The sequence below is a fragment of the Hymenobacter algoricola genome (genome assembly GCF_039539525.1).
Taxonomy (GTDB): domain Bacteria; phylum Bacteroidota; class Bacteroidia; order Cytophagales; family Hymenobacteraceae; genus Hymenobacter; species Hymenobacter algoricola.
Genome location: NZ_BAABDH010000040.1, coordinates 56,130 through 79,032 on the forward strand (window position 1 = coordinate 56,130; position 22,903 = coordinate 79,032).

General features: G+C 62.6%; 21 protein-coding genes and 1 pseudogene. 13 read left to right on the forward strand and 9 right to left on the reverse strand.

The window, feature by feature from the left end; translation table 11 throughout:
* Window positions 1-50: 50 nt before the first annotated feature.
* Both ABD842_RS12275 and ABD842_RS12280 read right to left on the reverse strand, forming a co-directional pair.
* Entirely contained in the window at window positions 51-833 is a 783-nt protein-coding gene (locus tag ABD842_RS12275; RefSeq protein WP_345114142.1) for a hypothetical protein, read from the reverse strand.
* Between the two features lie 196 nt (window positions 834-1,029).
* A complete protein-coding gene (locus ABD842_RS12280) occupies window positions 1,030-2,529 on the reverse strand; it encodes a serine hydrolase (RefSeq protein WP_345114145.1) in 1,500 nt (499 codons plus the stop codon).
* A gap of 428 nt (window positions 2,530-2,957) precedes the next feature.
* Here ABD842_RS12280 and ABD842_RS12285 point away from each other — a divergent pair, with 428 nt between their 5' ends.
* Window positions 2,958-3,746 (forward strand): hypothetical protein, encoded by a 789-nt coding sequence (locus ABD842_RS12285; RefSeq protein ID WP_345114148.1) that lies wholly within the window; start codon window positions 2,958-2,960, stop codon window positions 3,744-3,746.
* 885 nt (window positions 3,747-4,631) lie between these two features.
* Here the strand turns inward: ABD842_RS12285 and rlmF are convergent.
* On the reverse strand, window positions 4,632-5,609 hold the full coding sequence (gene rlmF / locus ABD842_RS12290; RefSeq protein WP_345114151.1) for a 23S rRNA (adenine(1618)-N(6))-methyltransferase RlmF: 978 nt from the start codon (window positions 5,607-5,609) through the stop codon (window positions 4,632-4,634).
* Between the two features lie 109 nt (window positions 5,610-5,718).
* Window positions 5,719-7,113 carry a mercuric reductase gene (locus tag ABD842_RS12295; protein ID WP_345114154.1) on the reverse strand — a complete coding sequence of 465 codons (1,395 nt, stop codon included), beginning with the start codon at window positions 7,111-7,113 and terminating at the stop codon, window positions 5,719-5,721.
* Between the two features lie 156 nt (window positions 7,114-7,269).
* Between ABD842_RS12295 and ABD842_RS12300 the strand changes: the two genes are divergently transcribed.
* Window positions 7,270-8,025 carry a hypothetical protein gene (locus ABD842_RS12300; RefSeq protein ID WP_345114157.1) on the forward strand — a complete coding sequence of 252 codons (756 nt, stop codon included), beginning with the start codon at window positions 7,270-7,272 and terminating at the stop codon, window positions 8,023-8,025.
* Between the two features lie 322 nt (window positions 8,026-8,347).
* Here the strand turns inward: ABD842_RS12300 and ABD842_RS12305 are convergent, their stop codons facing one another.
* The 3 genes from ABD842_RS12305 to sucD form a co-directional block, all read right to left on the reverse strand.
* Complete coding sequence (locus tag ABD842_RS12305) at window positions 8,348-9,070, reverse strand: GNAT family protein (RefSeq protein WP_345114160.1); 723 nt, start codon at window positions 9,068-9,070, stop codon at window positions 8,348-8,350.
* Between the two features lie 174 nt (window positions 9,071-9,244).
* Window positions 9,245-10,219, reverse strand: coding sequence for a glycosyltransferase family 2 protein (locus ABD842_RS12310; RefSeq protein ID WP_345114165.1), 975 nt, complete (start codon window positions 10,217-10,219; stop codon window positions 9,245-9,247).
* Window positions 10,220-10,310: 91 nt separating this feature from the next.
* Entirely contained in the window at window positions 10,311-11,192 is an 882-nt protein-coding gene (gene sucD, locus ABD842_RS12315; RefSeq protein WP_345114168.1) for a succinate--CoA ligase subunit alpha, read from the reverse strand.
* Window positions 11,193-11,374: 182 nt separating this feature from the next.
* On the opposite strand from sucD, the pseudogene ABD842_RS12320 reads away from it, so the two are divergent.
* Together ABD842_RS12320 and ABD842_RS12325 are read left to right on the forward strand one after the other, a co-directional pair.
* Window positions 11,375-12,349, forward strand: a pseudogene (locus ABD842_RS12320) (PLP-dependent cysteine synthase family protein); the annotation flags it as partial.
* A gap of 62 nt (window positions 12,350-12,411) precedes the next feature.
* Window positions 12,412-12,834 (forward strand): response regulator, encoded by a 423-nt coding sequence (locus ABD842_RS12325; RefSeq protein WP_345114170.1) that lies wholly within the window; start codon window positions 12,412-12,414, stop codon window positions 12,832-12,834.
* A gap of 89 nt (window positions 12,835-12,923) precedes the next feature.
* On the opposite strand, the gene ade is transcribed toward ABD842_RS12325, so the two are convergent.
* Window positions 12,924-14,576, reverse strand: coding sequence for an adenine deaminase (gene ade, locus ABD842_RS12330; protein ID WP_345114173.1), 1,653 nt, complete (start codon window positions 14,574-14,576; stop codon window positions 12,924-12,926).
* Window positions 14,577-14,889: 313 nt separating this feature from the next.
* On the opposite strand from ade, the gene ABD842_RS12335 reads away from it, so the two are divergent.
* The 7 genes from ABD842_RS12335 to ABD842_RS12365 all read left to right on the forward strand — a co-directional run bounded on the left by ABD842_RS12335 (window position 14,890) and on the right by ABD842_RS12365 (window position 19,864).
* Window positions 14,890-15,582 carry a hypothetical protein gene (locus tag ABD842_RS12335; protein ID WP_345114175.1) on the forward strand — a complete coding sequence of 231 codons (693 nt, stop codon included), beginning with the start codon at window positions 14,890-14,892 and terminating at the stop codon, window positions 15,580-15,582.
* 10 nt (window positions 15,583-15,592) lie between these two features.
* Window positions 15,593-15,985 (forward strand): hypothetical protein, encoded by a 393-nt coding sequence (locus ABD842_RS12340; RefSeq protein WP_345114178.1) that lies wholly within the window; start codon window positions 15,593-15,595, stop codon window positions 15,983-15,985.
* A 47-nt stretch (window positions 15,986-16,032) separates the two neighbouring features.
* On the forward strand, window positions 16,033-16,758 hold the full coding sequence (gene cmk, locus ABD842_RS12345; protein WP_345114181.1) for a (d)CMP kinase: 726 nt from the start codon (window positions 16,033-16,035) through the stop codon (window positions 16,756-16,758).
* 128 nt (window positions 16,759-16,886) lie between these two features.
* Window positions 16,887-17,768: a 4-hydroxy-3-methylbut-2-enyl diphosphate reductase gene (locus ABD842_RS12350; protein ID WP_345114184.1), complete on the forward strand. Its 882-nt coding sequence runs from the start codon at window positions 16,887-16,889 to the stop codon at window positions 17,766-17,768.
* A gap of 92 nt (window positions 17,769-17,860) precedes the next feature.
* Window positions 17,861-18,418: a DUF502 domain-containing protein gene (locus ABD842_RS12355; protein ID WP_345114186.1), complete on the forward strand. Its 558-nt coding sequence runs from the start codon at window positions 17,861-17,863 to the stop codon at window positions 18,416-18,418.
* A gap of 81 nt (window positions 18,419-18,499) precedes the next feature.
* On the forward strand, window positions 18,500-19,294 hold the full coding sequence (locus ABD842_RS12360; protein ID WP_345114188.1) for an alpha/beta fold hydrolase: 795 nt from the start codon (window positions 18,500-18,502) through the stop codon (window positions 19,292-19,294).
* Between the two features lie 264 nt (window positions 19,295-19,558).
* Window positions 19,559-19,864 carry a 2TM domain-containing protein gene (locus ABD842_RS12365; RefSeq protein WP_345114191.1) on the forward strand — a complete coding sequence of 102 codons (306 nt, stop codon included), beginning with the start codon at window positions 19,559-19,561 and terminating at the stop codon, window positions 19,862-19,864.
* Between the two features lie 3 nt (window positions 19,865-19,867).
* On the opposite strand, the gene ABD842_RS12370 is transcribed toward ABD842_RS12365, so the two are convergent.
* Complete coding sequence (locus ABD842_RS12370) at window positions 19,868-20,992, reverse strand: MBL fold metallo-hydrolase (protein ID WP_345114194.1); 1,125 nt, start codon at window positions 20,990-20,992, stop codon at window positions 19,868-19,870.
* A 167-nt stretch (window positions 20,993-21,159) separates the two neighbouring features.
* Between ABD842_RS12370 and ABD842_RS12375 the strand changes: the two genes are divergently transcribed.
* Window positions 21,160-22,278 (forward strand): PQQ-dependent sugar dehydrogenase, encoded by a 1,119-nt coding sequence (locus tag ABD842_RS12375; RefSeq protein WP_345114196.1) that lies wholly within the window; start codon window positions 21,160-21,162, stop codon window positions 22,276-22,278.
* Window positions 22,279-22,398: 120 nt separating this feature from the next.
* A complete protein-coding gene (locus tag ABD842_RS12380; RefSeq protein WP_345114199.1) occupies window positions 22,399-22,872 on the forward strand; it encodes an ATP-dependent zinc protease family protein in 474 nt (157 codons plus the stop codon).
* The last annotated feature ends 31 nt before the right edge of the window (window positions 22,873-22,903 follow it).

A 22,903-nucleotide genomic window follows, 5' to 3' on the forward strand; every position in this document is an offset into this window, starting at 1 on the left:
TACGAATGCAAACAGCCCCCGCGACGGAAGTTGCGGGGGCTGTTTCGTTTCTACAGCGCCTCAAAAGCGTCGCCCAACGCGCTTTCCTCCATGCCGACGACGGAGTAGTGCCGGGGCAGGTACCAGCCGATGCGCTGCATCACCTGCCGGTAGGTGGCTTCGTCGGGGAAGAGGTCGGGTACCACGTTGAACACCAGATCCTGCGCCACGGCGGGGCCGGTTTTGGCGTGGCGCATCAGCAGGGCCAGCTTGGGGTCGGGCACGCCGTGGGCGGTCAGGAAGTCGCGCAGCACGATGCGGGTGGCGGCGGGCAGCAGGGTTTCGTTAGGCTGCCCGACCAGCACTTCTTCGTCCTCCTGGATGGTTTCGTCGGTTGCCTGGCGCGAGAAGGGCGTTTCGGCGGTGGTGTAGAACTCGCCGGTGAGGGCATAGTTGAGCACGTCGCCGGCGGTGAGCACCCAGTCGGGCTGGCCCCGGTCGGGATTGATGACCACGCCCAGGCCCAGGCGCAGCAGGAAATCGTCCTTCATGCGGTCGAGGACGTAGCACTGGAAGCTCTGGTTGGGCTCGGGCAGCAGCAGCTGAAAGTAGGGGAAGCCATCGGGGCCGGTGATGACCTGGGGCGTGCCGCAGCGGAAGCTGGCGGCGGGCAGGTTGGCCAGGAAGGCATCCTGCCAGGCGTCGTCGCGCGCCGCAGGCGGCACGTCTACCAACTGAAAGATAGTGTTTGTTTTGGTCAGGTCGCCGAGGTACGGCTCCGGGGCCGGGGCCGGTTCGGCGGTTGCGGTAGGCTCCGGGGCGGCTTTGCTTTTGAACAGGTCGAAGAATCCCATGCGACTTGAAGGGGTAAGGGGGAGAGGCCAAAGGAAGAGAAAATTGACGAAGCGCCTCTACCGCTTCGTTGAGTGGTATTGCAACGAAGCGGTAGAGATGCTTCGACTCCGCTCCGCTGCGCGGACGCCAGATGGGCATGAGGCAAACGGGTTTTCACCAATTCCCAAACACGCTCCCACGGTGAAGCAGCAGAATTCAGTTAGGCAATACCAACGTAGCGGCTTTCGTGAAGACCAGCGGCTGGGAGTACGGAAACTGCACTTCGATGCCCGTGACTTCCTGCGCCGGTCCTTCTAAAATCCGGAAGTCGAAGGTGTCGTTGCCGGTGAAGTGCGTAGTCAGCGCCGTAAAGCTCAGGCCGGCGTTATGCTTGACGGGCCCTTTGAAGTCATAGTAGGCAAAGGCCAGCTGGTTTTTAGGCGCTTTGCTGATGGTGATAGTGCCGTAGGCCGGGTGGGAGTAGGTGCCCACGTACCGGCTGGCCTTTTTCAACACCTGCGGGTCCTGAATCAAGCTGGCTTTCGGCGCCTGGGCCGCGGCGGGTGGATTGTTCTTGTCGATAACGTACTGCTCAAAATCGGCCAGCTTCTCGTAGTTGTTGTCGAGGAAGATGTTGGTGGCGTAGCGGGTCAACAGGTTCTGCAGCTCGGTTTGCTGGTTGCACATGATGACGATGCCAAACCCGCTCTGCGGGGCCAGCACGATTCGGGCGCTTTGCCCGCCCGTGCGGCCGTCGTGGTAAATGGTGTTGCGCCGGGCGTCAATGTCCCAGCCGATGCCGTAGAATATTTCCTCCGCGGCATTGCGGACCGTCAGCGGGCTGGTCAGGTGCGCAAACTGCCGGGGCGTCAGAAACTCCTTGCCATCGAGCGTGCCCTTGTTGACCAGCATGGTCAGCCATTTGGTCATGTCGTTGAGGGTGGAGCTGATAGCGCCGGCGGGGGCCGCAGCGTCGATGCTGGACGGGGGAATAACGGTGTAGCCGTCGTTTCTGTAGCTGACCGTATTCTCGCCGTAGCGCTGAAACTCCTCGAAGGTGGCAAAGGACTGGGTCATGCCCAGGGGCGCGAAAATCCGGGTCTTCACCAGGTCCTGCCAGGGCGTGTGGGTCACCCGCTCCTCCAAAATACCGGCCGCGGTATAGAGCAGGTTGTTGTAGATGAACTTCTCCCGGAACGTGCCATTAAAGCTCAGGAACGGCAGCATTTTCAGCACTTCATTGCGGCTGAACCGGGGGCCGTACTGCAGGTAATAGTGCTGGTACACGCCCACCCGGTGGGTGAGCAGGTCGGTAAGGGTGGCATTGGCCGTCGCGTAAGGGTCGGCGAGCTTAAACTCCGGCAGGTGCTGCACCACCTTATCATCCCAGGCCAGCGCCTTTTCCTGCACCAGCTGCGCGGCAACAACCCCGGTAAAGGCCTTGGTGCAGGAGCCGATTTCAAACAGCGTGTTGGTGGTTACCGGCAGCTGCTTGTCCAGGTTCCGGTAGCCCAGCCCGCCTTGGTAAAGCAGCTGGTTGTTGTCGATGATGGCCATGGCCATGCCCGGGTTCCTGGCTCTCAGCCGCAGCGTGTCGGTCAGCTTCAGGAAGTACTCGAGCTTGGTCTGAGCTGTCGGATGGGGCCGGGGACTTGGGGGTTGGCAGATGGCTAACGAAGGAATAAGCAGTAGCAGCAGCAAGATTCGAAAGGGCATGGAGTGGGGTTAAAGCAATAGCTTGTTCGAGGTATAGGCCGCCCGCTTAATGCGGTGGTGTCCGGCGCCCAAAGAAACAAAAAATGCCGGCGGAGTCTTCCCGTGCCCTCCTTACCGGGCTGCTGCCAAGCCATGAGGCCGCTTGCGCCGGCCGGCAAAGCCCTGGCAGATAGCCTGGGGCCGCCGAAAGAAGCGGCCCCAGGCTTTGCGAAAAGCCCTGGCACCGGGGCTCCGGGCCGCGTGCAGATGTCTAAGCTTTGTAGTTGCAAAACGCGCAAATCAGGCTGGAAAAAGGGTTTTGTGCACTCCATAGATAGTCGTGGCTCCTGCGCCGGAAGTCTGAGAGAAGCAGAATCTGGTTTTCGGCCCGCCGGGGTTTGCAGTAGGTTTGATTCATCAACCACCCCAATCTACTTCGCCTGTCTACTATGACCCTGCACAACCTTTATCCGCAAGTATTCTCCTGTGCGGCCCTTTCGCTATTAGCTACCAGCTGCACTGTGTATGCGCCCATGCAGCCCACTATTTCCACCATTAGCCGGCAGGGCCAGGTCGAAATCAGCGGCAGCGTGCAGGCCAGCGGGCGGGTGGAAGGCAGCGTGGTGTACTCGCCGCTGCCCCACGTGCTGGTGACGGGTGCCGGCACCTTCCGCCCCAGGCTCGGCGACTCAACCTTCAACACCACCCGGCAGGGAGAGCTCGGCCTGGGCGGCTATCTGCCACTCGGTAAGGGCTGGCAGCTCACCGGCCTGGCCGGCTACGGCCGCGCCAGCACTCACCGGGCCTACGTGGAGGGAACGTTGCTTTGGGGGGGAGGACAAACACGGGAGGAATACACTATGCGCTCCGGCAAGCTGTTCGGCCAGACCAGCCTGACCCACGAAGGTGCTCGCGGTGCCGTAGGGGCCGTGTACCGCCTCTCCAAAATCAGCTTCGATCAGCTCGACTACGCAGCTGTCTCCTACAGCTATTACGCATCTTACCCGGTACCGCTCCGCCGCATGGTGCGGCACGAAGCCCTGGTATTTGGCCGCTACGGACTCGATGCCCAAAACCGCTGGCAGCTGCAAGCCACCGTGGGCCTTTCGGTGGCCGGCGCGGCCGAGCAGAGTACCACCGATGACCGGCGCTACTCCCAGGCCAACCACCTGCTGCTGCCCGTGCCCATAACCAGCCTGGGCGTAGTGTTCCGCCCCCAGCTGCTCGGGAAGAAGTAGGCAGTACGATTTTGGTAGGCGGTCAGGGCTGAAAATAGCCGCGCCGCTTACGAGAATAGTATGATACTTTCAACCCGGTATTTAGCTTCCTGAAAATGTATTCTACTATGCTTTCTTATATGCGCCTCATCGGTTGCGGTCTGGCTCTGACCTTGGGCAGCTGCTCCGTGTACGCGCCCATGCTTCCGGTAGCCCCACAGCTGCGCGACAAAGGCCAGCTGGAAGTACAGGGTACTACCTTTCTGACCGGCCGGTGGGAGGCCGGGGCAACTTATTCGCCGGTACGCTACCTGCTGGTGCGGGCCGCGGGCGGCCTGAAGCGCGACAAGGAGGATACCACCTACTTTCGCATCCGGCAGTATGAGGTGGGCGTTGGCGGCTACTACCCGCTTGGCCAGCGCTGGCTCCTGAGTGGGCTTGGCGGCTACGGGCAGGCCCGCAGCGCCCGGGGCTACTTTCAGGCAAATATTCTCGCTGGACCCAGTAAGCTGGTCGATTTTCAAAGCAACTACCATCGGCTGTTCGGGGAGCTTTCCGTAGTGTACCAGGCCGAGTCGGGCTGGGGGTCAGTAGGGGCGGCCTGCCGCTTGTCGCAGGTGAATTTCGATCAGCTTACCTACAACGGCGCGCCCCTGGGCCTGCGGCAGATGCTGCGCGCGGAGCCCATGCTGCTGGCCCGTTTCGGCAACCCGGAAGGAGCCCTGCGCTGGCTGCAGATTCAGACTTCCTGTGGCCTCACCGTCGTTCCCGGGTACCGCTACGACGCCGCCAAAGAGCCCTTCGAGTACATGCGCATCAAGGAAAGCCGGGTGGTGCTAGCCCTGAGCCTGATTGTCAAGCCGCACCTGTTCAAGCCACTGGTGCAGGCTGCGAACCAGGCGCAGATCAGCCCTTGGTCCACCGGGCCTGCCGCCACGCCAGCTGCTGCTCAGCGTCCAGAAACGTCCAGGCTACGAAGCGGCTTTTCTTCTGGCCCTGGGCCATGTCGATGGTGCGCACGTCCTGGGCTTTGGCCCACTGCAGCTCCTTGTAGATGCCGGGCAGCGTGGTTTTTTTCGAGATGAGCGACGTAAACCAGAAGCCCTGGGTCGGAATCTGGGCGCTTTCTACCACCATACGGCGCACGAAGGCTTCCTCGCCGCCGGGGTACCACAGCTCCCCGGGCTGCCCGCCGAAGTTCAGGTTGGGCGCGGGCTTGGTGCCGTGCTTCACGCCCAGGTTATGCTGCTTGCGGCGGTTGTCGGCCGAGGCCTCGGCCAGCGAAGCGTAGAACGGCGGGTTGCACAGCGTCAGGTCGAACTGCTCCCGGGGCTTCACGATGCCGTGCAGGATGTGGCGCGAATCGGCCTGCTGGCGCAACTCGATGTTGCCGGTCAGCGCCGGGTTGGCCCCCACAATGGCCTTGGCCGTGCGCAGGGCCACCGCGTCGGTGTCGGAGCCCACAAAGTGCCAGCCGTACTGCTGGTGGCCGATGATGGGGTAGATGCAGTTGGCGCCCACGCCCACGTCGAGCACCCGCACGCCCTTGCCCCGGGGCACCTGCCCCTCATTGACGGAAGCCAGCAGGTCGGCCAGGTAGTGGACGTAGTCGGCCCGGCCGGGAATGGGCGGGCAGAGGTAGTTGGCCGGAATATCCCAGTGCTCGATGCCGTAGAACTGCTTCAGCAGCGCCCGGTTCAGCATGCGCACCGCGGCCGGGTCGCCGAAGTCCACCGACTCGGTGCCGTAGGCGTTGGGGGCCACAAACGGCTGCAGCGCGGGCAGCGCCTGCACCAGCCCGCCAAAGTCGTAGCGGCCCTGGTGGGCGTTGCGCGGGTGCAGGGTGGAGTTTTCGGGGGCAGCTTCCGCTGGTTTGGCAGGCATGGCAGGGAGACTAGGGGGAAAGCAAAAGACAAACATAGCGGAAGCTGGGCTGGCAAAGCCCAAAACCGGGTGCAGCGCCCGGAAAAGCACGGGCTGGGGGCGCGGCGCGCTAGTTGGGCCGGGCCAGCTTGGTAAACACGTTGTTCAGCCCCTCAGCCCAAGTGGGATGGGCAATAATCATGTTCTGCAGCTGCGGATACGGGAGCCGCCCCATCATAATCAGTTGGAACATGGTCATCAGCTCCCCGCCTTCGGCGCAGAAGATGGCCGCGCCCAGCACCTGGTCGTTGTCGCCAACCAGCACCTTCCAGAAGCCGGTGGTGCGCCCCGTTTCCCGGGCCCGGCCGATAGTGCGCACCGGCATGGTGGCCACGCGGTACGGAATGTTCTGCTCCCGGGCCTGGTCCTCGTTCAGCCCGATGCGGCCCAGCTGGGGCTCGGTAAACACGGTATAGGGTAAGGGGCGCTGCTTGGCCGAGCGGCGCTTGCCGTGCAGCAGGGCGTCGCGCACCACCCGGTAGTCGTCGTAGCTGATGTGGGTGAACTGCGGGCCGCCGTGCACGTCGCCGAGGGCGTACACGCCGCGTGTGGCGGTCTGCAGGCTGCCGTTTACCTGGATGTAGCCTTGCTCATCGGTTTTGACGCCCGCTTTGCTCAGGTCGAGCGTATCGGAGTTGGGCGTGCGGCCGGTGGCCACCAGCAGGTGGGAGCCGTGCAGGCGCCGCTCCCCGGCCGCCGTATGCACCGACAGCGTAAGCTGCCCCGCCGCGTTCTGCGACACCCGGTGGGCCTTGGCGCCCAGCACGAATTCCACCCCGTCGGCTTCCAGCGTGGCCTGCATGGCGGCGCACACGTCGTCGTCTTCCCGCTCCAGCAGCTGCCGGCCCGACTCGACGACGGTCACGCGGCTGCCGAAGCGCCGGAACATCTGCCCGAACTCCAGCCCGATGTAGCCCCCACCCAGAATCAGCAGGTGCTCGGGCAGCTCGGGCAGGTCGAGCAGCTGGGTGGTGGTCAGGTAAGGCACCGCGTCGAGGCCCGCGAGTGGGGGAATGGCGGGGCGGGTGCCGGTATTGATAAAAATCAGCGGGGCCTCCAGCTCCTGCTCGTCGCCCTGGGTCAGCGTCACGCGCACCGAGTGCTTCCCGGTGAAAGCTGCGTGGCCGTGCAGCACCGTGATGCCGGAGTGTTCCTGGGTCAGGTTGTTGCGCACCCCCCGGCGCGATTGCTGCACCAGGGCCTCTTTGCGCGCCATAACGGCCGGAAAGTCAACTTCGGGGGCGCCGACGCGGATGCCGTAGTCGGCGGCGGTGCGCACCTGGTGGGCGCGCTCGGCGGCGGCCAGCAGGTTTTTGGTGGGCGAGCAGCCGTAGTTGATACAGGAGCCGCCCAGGTGGTTTTCCTCTACCAGCACCACCCGGCGGCCCGCATCGGCCAGGGCCACGGCCAGAGGATTGCCGGCCTGACCGGAGCCAATAATAAGCGCATCGTAGGAAGTAGGCATAAAAAGCAGAAATTGGCGAAGAAAGCGGACAAACCCCAGTGGCCCGGCCAGCCGGGGCCACTAGCGTGTTGGCTATACGCGCCACTCCGCCGGGCGGCTATTCCCTAAAGGACGTCTGCTTTCATTTAGCCCCTATATTTCTCCCGGCAGCTGCCTATGCGTCGTTTCGTTCCCCGTGTTCTGCTTGCGTTTGTGCCGGTCCTGACCAGCTGCGCCTCCCTGTACTTTCCCCCGCCGCCCATGGCGCCCCTGCTCACCCAGAAAGGCGAGTTCAGTGGGGGGCTGCACACCAACTTTAGCAGCAATACCGCCCTGCAGGGCGCCTACGCCCTCGGCGACCATATCGGCGTGCTGGGCAGTGCCTCCTTCCTGCAGGCCGACAAGAAGCAGTCGTTCTTCGGCAGCAAAGCCAACCGTGAGTACAACGAGCACAACTTTGGCGAGCTGGGCATGGGCTACTTCACCCGCCTGAAGGACCGGCGCGTTATTGAGTTTTACGGCGGCTACGGCCTGGGCCACACCAAGCGCACCGAAAGCGTGGAAGGCGCCACTACCCGGACGCTGGAAGGCAACCTGGAGAAGTACTTTCTGCAGGTCAACTACAGCAAGAAGGAAAGCAAAGTGTGGCACCTGTTCGACCGTGACTTTCCGGTTTCGTACGGGGCGGCCATGCGCGCCAGCTACGTGCAGCTGCAGCGCTTCACCATCGACGGCCAGGCCCAGGAAACCGAGGATAACATCTTTTTCGAGCCCATTACCTTCACCCGCATCCAGGCCGTGGGGCCTATTCAGCTCCAGCTGATCAGCGGCAGCAACTTCGGCCTGCGCCACCGCAAATTCCTGAAGGCCTCCAACTCGGTGTTCCAGCTGGGTATCGTGGTGAACCTGGGCGGGCAGGAAGGCCGGAAGTAAGGAGCCAAATTCCATTCCGCTCGACAAAGACAGGGTTGAGTCAGGAGAAGGGTCTAGTAGACCTACTCATTCTGTTTGGCAGGGGCAAGCAGGCTTTGATGAAACGAAAAAGCCCCCGTCCTTACCCAAAACTTTTTTGGACTGCTCAGAGCCCACCAAAAGGCCTTTTCTCACCAGCTGACACGGCCTGAAAAACAGCAAATCAGTTTGGCAACCTCGCAAAAAAGCCCTTCCGGCCACATGGCCGGAGGGGCTTTTGAGTTTTAGGTAAGGACAAGAGTTGCGTCGGCGCTTTTTCTCTAAAAAAGGATTTTTGACGAGCTTATAGCGTCGATGCCGCGGGGGGCGCAGCATCCACCATCTGCTTGTTGAGCATGGCATTGATGTGCACCGTGCAATGGGAGCGGGCCGGAACGAAGCCCATGCGCACCCACGCCCGCTGCACCCCATGATTCTGTATTTGAGTAGTGGCCCGGACCCGTTTTAGACCTTGGTCCCACATGTACTGCTTCGTATAGTTAAGCAGGTCAACATACAGGTTCTTGAAGGGTACATTGGGCCGGGCACCGAATATAATTCCCTCGCCGTAGGTAGCGTGCACCTCAACTGTGGCGTAGGCCACCGCCTGTCCATCGAGGTAGAATAAAAAGCAAACCCGCTTGTCCCCGGGCTGCAGACAGCTTAGCGCCCACTCTTTGTACCCGGCCAGCACCAGTTTCGGGTCAAACAAGGGGTTGCTGTTGTAATGGGTACGGTAGTCTTTAAAGCTAAGGTCAACAAGTTCCTCCAGTACTGCCGTGTCGGCCACAGTAGCGTGGTGAATCACGAGGCGGGTATTGCGCAGGGGCTGAGCCGGAAACTCGCGCAGGTCGCAGTCGAACGATACGAGCGTATCGGCTATTATCACCGGAAAAGGGAGCATGCTTAGCTGAAACAGCTGATGCTGCTGGCTGGCTGGCAGCCGAAAAATAGCCACGTCGGCCCGCTCATCCACGATAGTGCGCAGCAATTCGTAGGGTTCGAGCTTGGTAAGGGAGCCGCGCAAAATCCGCAAGTTAAAGCGGTTGCTTTCTAGGGAGCTGTATTGCAAAGACATTGGAAGGAAAGGCGAAGCGGATAGGGGGAGAAGTGTTTTGCCGGTACTAAATTAGAGGGCTTTATAGATATAATCTAAATAGATACATATAAAACAAAAAAAATATATAGTTTGTATTATTCATCACTTATTCAGGGCCCCGGAGGCATCCCCGGTTTCCTCCCGCACCACATACAGGGGGCGGTTCTTGACGCCGTCGAAAACCCGGCTCACGTACAGCCCCACGATGCCCAGGCCCGCCAGGACAAGGCCGCCCAGCAGCCACAGGCTCAGCAGCAATGCGCCCAGCCAAAACGTTGTGCCATCCTTTTCAAACCAGAGCCAGCCAGCCAGCCAAACGGCTCCCAGCAGTGCGCCCACCACGAGGCCGGCGCCCAGCTTCACGAGGAGCCGCAGCGGCTTGTCACTGTAGGCCAGCACGACGCCGAACGCCAGCCGGATCAGCTGGCCGACGCGGTAGCTGCTTTGGCCATGGGTGCGTGCGGCATGCTCTACATCCAGAGCCCCCTGCCGAAACCCAAGCCAGCGTACCTGCAGGGGAAATGCCCGCGTAGGTTCGCGCATGAGCCCTAGCGCCGCTACCACCCGTTGATGGAAGATGCCAAAGTTGCCCGTGGCCGGGTCCTGCCGCGGGCCACCAAGCCACGTCAGCACCCGGTGAAACGCCGCGCCGGCCCACTGTTTAGTGGCCGTATCCTGCCGGTTGGCCCGCCGTCCGAAAACCACGTCCAGCTGCTGACTTTGGGCGTAGGCGTACAGGTTGGGAATTTCCTCGGGCGCATCCTGCAGGTCACAGTCCATAACGACGACCCACTCACCCGCGGCCCGGTCCAGGCCCGCCGTAATAGCCGCGTGCTGCCCGAAATTGCGGCTGAAGCTGAGCCCCAGCACCCGAGGGTCGGCGGCGGCCAGGGCCTGCACCTGCCCCCAACTGCCGTCGGGGCTGTGGTCATTCACCAGAATAAGCTGGTAGGTGCCCGCAAAGGCTGCCAAGGTAGCAGTCAGCCGCCGGTGCAGCTCCGGCAGCGCAGCAGCGCAGCCATACACCGGAACGACTACCGAAATGGAAGGCCGGTTACTTTCTGAAGAGACATTCATCGATGCAGGCATATAGCGGGCTGAATAACTGCCAAAAAAGCCCCGGCGCAGACCGGGGCTTTTTTCAACTTATAAACTCAAAAGTCAGAAACTACTTGCCGCCCAGCACGCGCAGCATGGTGTCGCCGATTTCGGCGGGCGAATCCACCACGTGGATACCGCACTCGCGCATGATGGCCATCTTGGCAGCCGCCGTATCGTCGGCACCGCCCACGATAGCGCCGGCGTGACCCATGCGGCGGCCGGGAGGGGCCGTCTGGCCGGCAATAAAGCCCACGACGGGCTTCTTGTTGCCGGTTTCCTTGATCCAGCGGGCCGCTTCGGCTTCCATGCCGCCACCGATTTCACCGATCATCACAATGCCTTCGGTTTCGGGGTCGTTCATGAGCATTTCCACCGCCTGCTTGGTGGTGGTACCGATGATCGGGTCGCCGCCGATGCCGATGGCCGTGGTCTGGCCCAGGCCGGCTTTAGTGAGCTGATCCACGGCTTCGTAGGTCAGCGTGCCCGACTTCGACACGATACCGATTTTGCCTTTGGTGAAGATAAAGCCAGGCATGATGCCCACTTTGCACTCACCGGCCGTCATCACGCCGGGGCAGTTGGGCCCGATCATGTGCAGCCCCTCACGGTCTTTGAGGTATTCCTTCACCGCAATCATGTCCTTGGTCGGGATGCCTTCGGTGATGGTGATGATGACTTTGATACCGGCATCCGCAGCTTCCATGATGGCGTCGGCGGCAAAAGCCGGGGGCACGAAGATGATGCTGGTGTTGGCGCCGGCCTGGGCTACGGCATCGGCCACGGTGTTGAATACGGGCCGGTCGAGGTGCTGGGTGCCGCCTTTGCCGGGCGTTACGCCGCCCACCACGTTGGTGCCGTACTCAATCATCTGCTGGGCGTGAAACGAGCCTTCGGAGCCCGTAAAACCCTGCACAATCACTTTGGAATCCTTGTTGACCAGAACGCTCATTCGGGGAGGGATTAGAGGATACTATCGGTTTGAGGTGGGAACCAGTGGGCCTAAGGCGGCTACCGGTGTGCAAAAGTAGGGTTTATTTGGCCCGCAGGCAAGGTAAGAAGCCAGACCCGCGCGCGGACCGCCCCGCCGAAATCCGTACCTTTGCAGCCCTCTCACCCAACTTTCCTCTCTCCATGTATTTCAATAACGTCATTGAGGCCATCGGCAACACGCCCCTGGTGAAGCTCAATAGAGTGGCCGACGGCATCAAGGGCACGGTGCTGGCCAAAGTAGAGTATTTCAACCCCGGCAACTCGGTGAAAGACCGGATGGCCGTGAAAATGGTAGAAGACGCCGAAAAAGCGGGTTTGCTCAAGCCCGGCGGCACCATCATCGAAGGCACCAGCGGCAACACCGGCATGGGCCTGGCCCTGGCCGCCATTGCCAAAGGCTACCAGTGCATCTTCGTGATGAGCGACAAGCAGAGCAAGGAAAAGCAGGACATTCTGCGCGCCGTCGGCGCCCAGGTGGTGGTGTGCCCCGTCGATGTGGCCCCCGAAGACCCGCGCTCCTACTACTCGGTGGCCCGCCGCCTGAGCCAGGAAACGCCCAACTCGTTTTACCCCAACCAGTACGACAACATGTCGAACACGGCGGCGCACTACGAAAGCACGGGCCCCGAAATCTGGCAGCAGACCGAAGGCACCATCACCCACCTGGCCTGCGGCGTGGGCACCGGCGGCACCATCTGCGGCACGGCCCAGTACCTAAAGGAGCAGAACCCGGCCGTCGTGACGCTGGGCCTCGATACCTACGGCTCGGTATTCAAGAAATACAAGGAAACCGGCGTCTTCGACGAAAACGAAATCTATCCTTATAAGACCGAAGGAATTGGCGAGGATATCTTGCCCAAAAACGTTAACTTTGGCCTTATTGACTCCTTCATTAAAGTCACGGACCAGGATGCCGCGGTCATGACCCGGCGCCTGGCCAAAGAAGAAGGTCTATTCGTGGGCTGGTCGTGCGGCTCGGCGGTGCACGGCGCTTTGGAGTACGCTAGAGAGCACCTGCAAGAGGAAGACGTGATGGTCATCATTCTGCCCGACCACGGCACGCGCTACCTCGGCAAAATCTATAACGACGACTGGATGCGGGAGCAGGGCTGGCTCTAGGCTTCCTCGTCGCCGGCCCGCTCTGCAGACCGGTTTTACGCTTCTAACCCGACCTGGCAATGCCCAAAAAGCTCCGCAATATCGTGTTGGTGGATGATAACGAAACCACCAGCTTCCTCAACAACCGGCTGCTGAGCCGTCTGGACGTGGCCGACCGGGTGTACAGCTTTACCCGGGCCGAGCAGGCCTACGACTTTCTGTGGGGCAAAGGCGACAACGCCGGCTCCATGGCGCCCGACGTGCCCCAGCTCGTGTTTGTGGATCTGAAGATGCCCGGTATGGATGGCTTCGAGTTTCTGGAGCAGTACAGCCAGCTGCCCGCCCCGATCAAGGAGAAAACCGTGCTGGCCGTGCTGACCACTTCCATGCACTCGGCCGATACGGCCCGGGTAGCGAAGTTTGAAGGCGTGGAGTACCTGGCCAAGCCGCTGACCGAGGAAAAAATGGAAAAGCTGCTGCAAAAGCGGTTTTCGGCCAACTAACTCATGTTTTAAGTAGAAAAAGGCCGCAGCAAACATTTGCAGCGGCCTTTTTTGATTTGGGGAATTGGAGCCAGCGCGGCCGGGCTGGGCTACACCACGGCATCCACGAACTGGAAGGCTTCGCCGTCGAACAGGCCTTTGTCGCTGAGCTTGAGGCTGGGAATGACGAGCAGCGCCATGAACGAGAGGGTCATGAACGGGGCGCCGAGCGGGCTGCCCAGGCGCTTGGCCAGGGCATCGGCGGCGGCGTAGGCCTGGGCCACGTGGTGGCCGGGCTGGTCCGACATGAGGCCGGCTACCGGCAGCGGCAGCAGGATTTCCTCGCCGTTGGCCCCCACAGCGGCCAGCCCGCCCTTGGCCTCAATTACCAGGTTTACGGCCCGGGCCAGGCTCTCGTCGTCGCAGCCCACGGCGGTGATGTTGTGCGAGTCGTGGCCGACGCTGCTGGCCAGGGCCCCAAACTGCAGCCCGAAGCCCTGAATGAAGGCCACGGCCGGCGGCGCCGGGGCGTAGCGGTTTACCACCGTCAGCTTGAGCATATCCCGCCCGATGTGGGGCACGACCAGGCCGTTTTCAACCGTGGCCGGCAAGTCGTGGCGGGCGGTGATAAGCTGGCCGTCGAAGCACTCGATGACGCGTACGGTGGCCGTGGCTGCGGGAGCCGGCAGCTGAAAATCTGACGCCTGCACCGGCCGGGCGTGGAAGTTGTTGACGACCGGGCAGGGCAGCGAGGCAATGCGCGTTTCGCCGTTTTCGGCCACCAGCACGCCGTCGAGGTAGGTCTGGCGCACCCGGAAGTCCTGCAGGTTGTCGACCACGATAAAGTCGGCCGCGTCGCCTTCACGCAGCAACCCCACGGGCAGCTTATAGTGCAGCACCGGGTTCAGGCAGGCCACGCGCAGCACTTTGAGCACGTGCTGCCCGCGGGCCACGGCGCGCTGTACCAGCTGGTTGATGTGGCCCAGCACAAGCGTATCGGGGTGCTTGTCGTCGGAGCAGAACATCATGTTTTCGTAGTGCTCGGGCAGCAGGTCAATCAGGGCGTCGAAGTTGCGGGCCGCGGAGCCTTCCCGGATCAGGATTTTCATGCCCACGGCCAGCTTGTCGAGGGCTTCTGCGGCCGTGAAGCACTCGTGGTCGGTGCTGATGCCGGCTTCGGCGTAGCGCCGGGCATCGGCGCCGCGCAGGCCGGGGGCGTGGCCATCCACGGGGCGGCCGCAGCGCTGGGCCAGGGCTATTTTCTCCATCACCTCCGCGTCGCGGTGCAGCACGCCGGGCCAGTTCATCATCTCGGCCAGATAGCCGATGGCGGGGTTCTGAAACAGGTGCTCGATGTCGGCGGCGGTGATGGTGGCGCCGGCGGTTTCAAACGGCGTGGCCGGCACGCACGAGGGCGCCCCGAAGCAGAACTTGAACGGCACGCTGCGGCCGCTGGCCAGCATGTACTCCACGCCCGCCACGCCCAGCACGTTCCCGATTTCGTGGGGGTCCGATACCGTGGCCACCGTGCCGTGCGTTACGGCCAGGCGGGCAAACTCGGCCGGCACCAGCAGCGAGCTTTCCACGTGCACGTGGGCATCCACAAAACCGGGCAGCGCATAGGGGAAAGCCGGGTCGGGCGGGGCCCCCTTATCCAGCGCCACCGTGCGTATTTTGCCCCCGGCCACGTGAATGATACCCGGGGTTATGGTGTTGGCAAACAGGTCGATAATATTGGCGCGCAGACTGAATTCGGCAGGCATGAGACGAGAAGAAAGAGGACGGGAAGTTGAGCTACCCCAAATAGGAACGGGTAAAGAACCGTATATTTGCCCAAAATCTGCGCCGTTGAGAAAGATTGTGACTTTGCTGTTGGCCGTCCTGATAGCCGGTTCCGGCCTGACCACAACGGGCTGTGCCCGCCGGACCAGCCAACAGAAAAAAACGGCGTCTTATAAGCGCAAAGCGAAGTCTGGGAAGGCTCCCTGCCCTTGTGACAGTCACTAAATACCGGACCCGACGCTGCTGAGTCGGTCTGTTTCTGCTAACGCATTTTCTATTTCTGCTGCTCTGTTTGTGAATTCCCGCCGCGCCGTTGCCCCTGCTTTTCGCTTCTTGCTGCTGGCCGTGCTGCTGGTAGCCGGGCAGGGCGTCGTCGGGCAGGGGCACGCGGCCTTTATTGCGCCCGGCACCTTTGATGAGCGTACCCGCAACCCCACGCTGCGCTACGAGCCGGGCGACCATCCCGGTTCCTACCGCGGCCTCGACGGCATCTGGCACCCCGTGCAGATTGCCGACTGGCTGGTAGACCGGGTGTACATGAACGACAGCGGCAACTACTACCAGGCTTTTTCGCCCGAAGACATGACGGCCTTCGTGCAGCGGGGCTTCAACGATACGATAGTGACGGTGAAGGGCCTGGCACCCGGCAAGCTGGGCCGCTACCCCACCGCCTTCGGACGGCAGCTGTTTCGGGGCGCGGGCATGCAGCTGGTCGATATTCAGCTGGAAAGCCGCTCGTTGCTCGAGCTGCTGGTGCTGCCCCACCAGCTGTTTATTCGCAAAAACTCGGAAGGCTGGCTGCTGGTGCCCCGGCAGAAAGCCGCCTTCCGGCAGCTGATGCTGGTGCTGCTGGCCGACGACCCGGCCATTGTGGCCCGACTGCAAAACGGCCACGTTGGGCGCCGCCACCTGCCGCGGCTGCTGACGGAGTACGCCGACTTCCGGACCACCCAATTTCTTCAAACGGCTTCCCAGCCGCGCCCCTGACTCTTCGCCTATGGCCGCTGAAAATCCTCTTGTTGCCCTGCGCAAAGCCGCGGAAGCCGTGCGCCAGCAGCTGCAGCTCAATGCCTACGATGCCGCCGCCGTGCAGCGCCTCGACGAGTTTATCGAAACCCAGCGGCCCACCATCCAGGACGCCGACCGGGAAGGTATCGTCAGGGCCCTGGGCTGCTTTCTGGGCCAATGTCTGATTGATACCTACCAGGGCACCTGGGCCGCCGGCCCCGACGGCACCACGGGCGTGGGCATCAACGGCAATCATTTTTTCAATCCCTTCTACCGTATTTCGCAGCAGCTGACGCAGGGTGACACCGAGTCGGTAGCGGCATTTTTCGCGAGTGTACCTGCCCGGCTGGCTGCGGAGCCCCGGCGTAAAACCTGGATTTAGTGTCTTCTTCTAGTTCTTCACGCCCTGCTGCGCCGATCGACTTTGCCATGAGAAAAATCGTCATTGCCATCGACGGCTACTCTTCGTGCGGGAAAAGCACCACGGCCAAGGCCGTGGCCGCCGAGCTGGGCTATGCCTACATCGACACCGGCGCCATGTACCGGGCCGTAACGCTCTACCTGCTGGAGCGCGACATTGCCTTCGACGATTTGCCCCGTATCGAGCAGGCCCTGCACGACATCCACATTGCCTTCAAGCGCAACCGCAAAACCGGCCGCAACGAGCTCTGCCTCGACGGCGTGATTCGGGAGGACGAAATCCGGCAGATGCGCATTTCCAACTCCGTGAGCGAGGTGTCGGTGATTCCGGCGGTGCGCCACACCCTGGTGCGCCAGCAGCAGCGCATGGCCCGCAAGCGCGGCGTGGTGATGGACGGCCGCGACATCGGCACCACCGTTTTCCCCGATGCCGAAGTCAAGGTGTTTATGACGGCTGACGTGCTGACCCGCGCCGAGCGGCGGCAGGATGAGCTGGCGGCCAAAAATGAGTACGTGCTGCTGGAAGACATCGTGGAAAACCTGCGCAAGCGCGACCATATCGACTCTACCCGGACCGAAAGCCCCCTGCGCCGGGCCCCCGACGCGGTGCTGCTCGACACAACGCACATGGTGATTGAGGAGCAGGTGGATTTTGTGCTGGAGCGGGTTTCGGCGAGTTTATTTTCGCTAGCGGCCCTGGGCCATGACCACAATAGCGGTGAGGCGGTTATATAAATGGAGGTCCTGGAAGTCAGGCCTTGGCATATTGGGCACCAGAATTGATGAGCCGTGGTTTTCACGGTGCTGCCGGGCCTGCCCAAGAAGTACCAGCTGCTAAGTCCGGAGTTCTAAGCCCTACTCTCATGAACGTTACCATCGATAAAAATTCCGGCTACTGCTTCGGCGTCGAATTTGCCATTCAGATGGCGGAAGATGAGCTGGCCCAGGACGAAATGCTGTACTGCCTCGGCGACATCGTGCACAACCGCATGGAAGTGGAGCGCCTGCACGAGCGGGGCCTGCGCATTATCGACCGGGAGCAGCTCGAGCAGCTCCACGACTGCAAGGTGCTGATCCGGGCCCACGGCGAGCCGCCGGAAACCTACGCGCTGGCGTTGCGCAACAACATCGAGCTCATTGATGCTTCCTGCCCCGTCGTGCTCAAGCTGCAGAACCGGGTCAAGCACGCCTTCGACGCCAGCCAGCGCCAGAACGGGCAGATTGTGATTTATGGCCAGCCCGGCCACGCCGAAGTAGCCGGCCTCACCGGTCAGACCGGCAACCGCGCCCTCATCGTGATGACCGAGGCCGACCTGGACCAGATTGACTTCAGCCGGCCCGTCACGCTCTTCAGCCAGACCACCAAAAGCACGGCCGGCTTCTACCACATGAAGCAGCTCATTGAGGAGCGCATTGCCGCCGCCGGGGGCGAGCTGGCTTCCTTCGATGCCAACGACAGCATCTGCCGGCAGGTCAGCAACCGGGAGCCGGCGCTGGCCAAGTTCGCCGTGCTCCACGACGTTATCCTCTTCGTGAGCGGGCGCAAAAGCTCCAACGGTAAGGCCCTGTTCAGCGTGGTCAACCAAAACAACCCGCGCAGCTACTTTATCGAAAATGAGGAGGAGCTGCAGGAGCAGTGGTTTGAAAACGCCAGCAGCGTCGGCATCTGCGGGGCCACCAGCACGCCCATGTGGCTGATGCAGCGCGTGGCCGACCGTATTGAGCCCGTGCCGGTGGGCGCCTAGCCGGCCCCGGCGCCGGGCGTAGGAACGCACCGGCGAATACTCGTTATTTGCCCGGCCGGTTGCGGCCGGGCATTTTTTTGGCTTTCTCCCTGATGCGCAAGATTTTCAACTACTTCCTCAGCGGCTTCCTGGTGGTGGCGCCCATCAGCATCACCGTCTACATCCTGTTTGCCGTGCTGAGCTGGCTCGATAATACGTTTGAGCTGAAGTGGAACGAGCAGCACATTCCCGGCCTCGGCCTACTGCTGGTGATGGGCATGGTGACGGCGGTGGGCTTTATTGCCAAGTCGTTTATGGTGCGGCCCTTCCTGATTCTGGCCGAGCGGGTGCTGCACCGCACGCCCCTGGTCAGCATCATCTATTCCAGTATCAAGGACCTGTTCGACGCCTTCGTGGGCGACAATCAGAAGTTCAACCAGCCCGTGCTGGTGCGCCTGAATGCCGCCGACCAGTGCTACAAGATGGGCTTCGTAACCCAACCCAGCATGACGGCCATTCACCGGCCCGCGCTGATGGCCGTCTACTTCCCGCACTCCTACAACTTCTCGGGCGAGCTGCTGCTGGTGCCCCAGGAGAACGTGTCGTTGCTGGACCTGCCGAGCAGCGAGGTGATGAAGTTCATCGTGTCGGGCGGCGTCTCCAAGCTGTAGAAGCCGGGAGCTGCCAGCGCGGCCGAGTTATTAGCCGGGCCGGGCCGGCCGCCCCGTTCCTCCTTACTGCCCGATTTTGCTTTGAAAACCAAGCTGCACTACCACCAATACGGCACCGGACCCCGCGTTATTCTGGCGTTTCACGGCTACGGCCAGAGTGCAAGCCACTGGCGCGGCATGGCCGCCGCCCTCGGCCCGGCCGTTACCCTCTACGCCCTCGACCTGTTCTACCACGGCCAGAGCCGGCTGGCCAAAGCGGATGCTCCCCTCACTAAAAAGCGCCTGGGCGAGCTGCTGGCCGGGTTTATGACTGAGCACGGCATCGACCGCTGCGGGCTGCTGGCGTTTAGTATGGGCGCCAAGTTTGCCCTCACGGTGGTGGAGCAGCTGCCGGCGCGGGTAGAGCAGGTATGGCTGATTGCCCCCGACGGCATCCGCACCCAGTTCTGGTACTCCCTGGCCACGTATCCGCCCTGGATGCGCGGGGTGCTGGGCCGGGCCGTGCTGCGCCCCCAGCGGCTGCTGCGCTTCATCGACGTGCTGGCCCAGCGCCGCCTCATCGATTCGGGGCTGGTGCGCTTTGCCCAGTGGCAGCTCGACAGCCGCGAGAAGCGCCTGCGCGTGTACTGCAGCTGGACGGGCTTCCGCCACCTGGTCTTCGAGCTGAAAAAGCTGGCCGCCGGGCTCAACAGGCGGCCCACGCCCGTCACGTTTTTCCTGGGCCGCTACGACCGGGTGATTCCCCACGCCGGCCTGCAGGAGTTCATTGCCTCCCTCACCAACACCCGAACCGTGCTGCTGGAAGCCGGCCACGCCGGCCTGCTCCACGACGTGGCCGCCTACGTGCGGCGCCATCCGCAGGATGTGCAGTGGTAAAATGAGCCGCTCGTGCCTGCTCGCAACGACAGCTTAGGTCCGGCCCGGTTCCCGGGCCTGAACGCGCTAGTCGGGGAGGGGAGAATCTGCAGCTGCTGGGGGTGAAGCAAGGTGAAATGAGCCAGCGCGGGTCAGCAGGCTGACGCTTCATCCGGGGTATTCGACACTTGGGCCGCAAAGCTTGCCGGCTGGGAATATTCAGGTCTGGAAATGGAAAGCCTTCCGCTACTTTTAGCCATTGCTAATCCCAAAAAAACCAGTACCATGGAAGCTGCTACCACCCGTGACCCCGAACTGTGGCGCCTGGCCAAAGCCCGCGCCAAGTTCAAATCCCACCTGTTTACTTATCTGGTCGTCAATACTTTGCTGTGGGTTATCTGGTTTCTTACCGACGACTACACCGGTGGGCCCTTCGGCCGCCGCGGCTTCCACATTCCCTGGCCCGTGTGGCCAACCGTGTTCTGGGGCTTTGGCGTGCTCATGAGTGGCATCCGCGTGTACAGCAGCTTCGGCGGCCAGCTGTCGGAGCGGGAGTATGAGCGGCTGGTGCGCCAGCGGGAAGCGCGCTAAGCCCTATCGCCACCACGCCACCTGTGGCAGCGGCCCGGCATCCAGCGTGATGGGCTGCCCCAGCTCGGGCGTGGTAATGGGCAGGCCCAGGCGGGCCGCTTCGGCCGTGGCCCGCTGCACGGGCTCGTTCCAGGCGTGGTGGGCTTCGGTAAAGGCCCCCCAGTGCACGGGCAGCATCAGCCGGGCCCGCACGTCGCGGGCGGCCTGCACGCTCTGCTCGGGCCGCATGTGAATTTCGGCCCAGCCCGCATCGTACTGCCCGCACTCGACCAGCGCCAGGTCGAAGGGGCCGTGCTGCCGGCCGATGGCCTGGAAGTGGGGGCCGTAGCCGCCGTCGCCGGTGTAGAAGACGCGCTTCGTGGCCGATTTGATAACCCACGACGACCAGGAAGTGGAGTTGCGGTTGGTCAGGCCCCGGCCCGAAAAGTGGCGCGCCGGGGTGCTGATGATGGTCAGGCCGGGCAGCTGCACCGAGTCGTTCCAGTCCAGCTCGTGCACTTTGGCCGGCGCCACGCCCCAGGCCAGCAGGTGGGCGCCCACGCCCAGGGGCACGTAGAAATGCGCGGTTTTTTCCTTGAGCCGCAGAATGGTCTGGTAGTCGAGGTGGTCGTAGTGGTCGTGGGAAATCAGCACCGCGTCGATGGGCGGCAGCTGCTCGGCGGTGATGGCCAGCTGCGGGTTGTAGCGGTTGGGCGTCACCCACGACAGCGGCCCCATTTCCACGCTCAGCATCGGGTCGAGCAGGATGTTGCGGCCGGCAATTTCTACCAGGCTGGCCGAGTGCCCAAACCACGTCACCCGCACCAGGCCGGCCGTTTTGCGGGTGATGCTGAGCGAGTCCAGCGGCCGGGTGGGCAGGGGGCCAGCGGGGGCAGCGTGAGGATTTTTAGCAAACAGAAATTTCCACAGCGCCGACACGGTGCTGCCGCCGGTCATCAGCGTGGTGGGCACCAGGTTGTGAAACTCCCCGTTTTTGTAGTGGCCCGACCGGGCGTAGGCCCGCTTCTGCGTTTTGGTGGGCTTGCCGCCCAGCTCCGGGCTCAGGTTGGCAAACGCCACCCCGGCCAGCAGCAGGAATACTGCCAGGCTCAGCGCCAGCCGGCCGACTCGTTTCAAAGGGTTGCGCATAAGTTAAAAGAGGGAAAGCGGTGATGCCGCGGCGGTGGCCGCAGCTGGCTACGCTGACGAAATGATACGGGAAATACCTTAGCCTTGGCGGTGGCGCTGCCCGCCCGGCCCCGCCGCCCGCGCCAATGCGCAACCTTCGGAAGCTGCCGTGGGTTTGAGGCAGTATGATGCGCCGCCTTCTTCCCCTCGCCCTGCTTGCTCCTTTGGCTTTCGGCTTCTCTCCCGAAAAGCCGCTGGCGGCCGCCGATGCCAACCTCAGCAAGATCAGGCTGCCCGCCGGCTTTACCATCACGTACTTCGCCCAGGGCGTAAAAAGTGCCCGGGAGCTGGCTATGGGCCCCGACGGTACCGTGTACGTGGGCACCAAGGACGATAAGGTGTACGCCCTGCCCGACCGTAACCAGGACGGCCGCGCCGACGAAGTGGTGACCATCGCCAGCGGCCTGAACGCGCCCAACGGCGTGGCCGTGCGCAACGGGGCCCTGTACGTAGCCGAAATAAACCGCATCGTGCGCTACGACAACATCGCCAAAACCCTGCGGCAGAAGCCCCGGCCGGCCGTGGTGTACGACAAGCTGCCCAACAAGGACTGGCACGGCTACCGCTACATTGCCTTTGGTCCCGAGGGCAAGCTCTACGTGCCCGTGGGCGCCCCCTGCAACTCCTGCGAGCCGGAGGAGCCGATTTTCGGCACCATCAACCGCCTCAATGCCGACGGCACGGCCTTCGAAACCGTGGCCAAAGGCGTGCGCAACACCGTGGGCTTCGACTGGAGCCCGGTGGACAAGGCCCTGTGGTTTACCGACAACGGCCGCGACCAGCTCGGCGACAACACCCCCGCCGATGAGCTGAACCGCGCCGCCGCTCCCGGGCTGCACTTCGGCTTCCCCTACTTCTTCGCCGGCGACGTAGCCGATCCGCAGCTGAGCGCGGGCAAATCGGTGGAAACGTATACCCGGCCCGCCCGCAAGCTGGGGCCGCACGTGGCCGCGCTGGGCATGAAGTTCTACACCGGCAAGCAGTTTCCGGCCGCCTACCGCAACCAGATCTTCATTCCCGAGCACGGCTCCTGGAACCGCAGCAGCAAAATCGGCTACCGCATCAGCCTCGTCCGGCTCGACGCCAGCGGGCAGCGGACCACCAGCTACGAAACGTTCGCCGAAGGCTGGCTGCAGGGGCAGAAAAGCTGGGGCCGCCCCGTGTGCCTGCTCATGCTGCCCGACGGATCCCTGCTCGTGTCCGACGACCAGAACGACGCCGTGTACCGCATCAGCTACAAGGGCTAGCTAGGTAGTAGCACGAAGTTTTGCGTTGTAAAATGCCCCCGCCGTGCGTTGGGGCTCCCAACATAAGCAAGGACGGCGTGACTGCTTCGCGAAGTGGAACTTCGCGTTACATTTAAGGCCATGAAAAAACAGCGTATCCTGAAGCGGGTGGTAGGACGACGCGAGCTGGTGGACTTTCCGCAGTTTGAGCTCTGGGGCGTCGAAGCCAAAGTCGATACCGGCGCGTTTACCGGCGCCCTGCACTGCTCCGATATCCACGTGGCCAACCGGCCCGATGGTCGCCCGGTGCTGCGCGTGCTGCTGCTCGACGACGAGCACCCGCAGTTCAACGGCCGCCCGCTGGAATTCACGGAGTTCCTGCTGCGCGACATCAAAAGCTCCAACGGCGAAGTGCAGGAGCGCTACGTCATCAGCACCGTCATCCGGCTGTTTGGGGAAGACTTCGAAACGGAATTCTCGCTGTCCGACCGCTCCGACATGCGCTACCCCGTGCTCATAGGCCGGCTGCTGCTGCGGCGCGGGCGCTTTGTGGTCGATGTGGGCCGCCGCAACGTCTCTTACCGCTTTTTGAAAACTACCCGGCCGCAGCCATAGCCGCATTGCGTACTTTTACCGCTCTCCCCGC